This is a genomic window from Actinomadura sp. BRA 177 (assembly GCF_013372625.1).
Taxonomy (GTDB): domain Bacteria; phylum Actinomycetota; class Actinomycetes; order Streptosporangiales; family Streptosporangiaceae; genus Spirillospora.
On sequence record NZ_JABXFD010000614.1, the window covers coordinates 1 to 1,148 of the forward strand.

Annotated in this window: 1 protein-coding gene; it reads left to right on the plus strand. The window is 77.2% G+C overall.

Annotated features, from left to right (window positions below; all coding sequences use genetic code 11):
* Positions 1-1,086, plus strand: a 1,086-nt coding sequence (locus tag HUX53_RS34570) for a chromosome condensation regulator RCC1 (RefSeq protein ID WP_176407484.1), incomplete at its 5' end; no start/stop codon positions are given.
* Positions 1,087-1,148 lie beyond the last annotated feature (62 nt).

Sequence of the window (1,148 nt, forward strand, 5' to 3'; positions counted from 1 at the left end):
GTCGTCCAGCGTCCCGGAGTGCCCGTCGGGCGCGCGGTCGCGGGCGGCGGGCGGCACTCGCTGGCCGTCGTCGGCGGCGGCAAGGTCGTCGCGTGGGGCGCCAACGACCAGGGGCAGCTCGGCAACGGCACCCGGCGTGACAGCCGCGTCCCCGTCCCCGTCCGCGCGCCCGACGGGCACTCCGGGACGCTGGACGACGTCGTCGCGATCAGCGCCAACAACGACTTCTCCATGGCGCTGCGCCGCAACGGCACCGTCGTGACGTGGGGCGCGGGCGGCCACGGGCAGCGCGGCACCGGGAAGCGCACCAGCCCCCGCGTGCCGACGACCGTGCGGGCGCCGAACGGCCGCAGGCCGCTCACGAACGTCACCGCGATCGCCGCCGACGGGCACACCGAGCTGGTGCTGCGCCGCAACGGGCAGGTGCTCGCGTGGGGCGCCAACGACTACGGGATGGTCGGCGACGGCACCCGCCGCGACCGGGCGCTGCCTGTGCCGGTGCGCGGCCTGGACGGCGCCCGGCGGCTCACCGGCGTCACCCGCATCGCGATCGGCGGGCAGCACGGGCTGGCGCTGCTGAAGGACGGGCGGGTCGCGTCCTGGGGCCACAACGACCTCGGCCAGCTCGGCGACGGGTCGCGCCGGGACCGGCTCACCCCCGGCCTCGTGTCCGGCGTGGGCGGCAAGGGCGCCCTCCGCGACGTGACCGGGATCAGCGCTGCGGAGAAGCACAACTACGCGCTCCGCAAGGACGGCACGGTCGTCGCCTGGGGCAACAACACGGCCGGGCAGCTCGGCGACCGGTCCGTGAAGCTCCGCGCCACCCCGGTCGCCGTCGCCGGCAGCCACGGCCCGAAGCTGCGCGGCGTCGCCCAGGTGTTCGCGGGCGAGGCCTACGGCGCCGCGATCCTCACCGACGGGACGCCGCTGACGTGGGGTGCGGGCGGCAGCGGGCAGCTCGGCTCGGGGAACCGGGTGCCGCGCAGCCGCCCCGGCACGGTGGTGATGGCGCACGGCGCCGCGCCAGGGAAGGCCCTGTCGGCGGGCGTCGGTGAACGCCACCTGATCCTGCTGATGGGCGCCTAGGCGTCCTTCGGAGGCTCCGGCTTGGCGTCGTCGGCCTTCGGCGCCTCAGCGGGCGGCTGCGG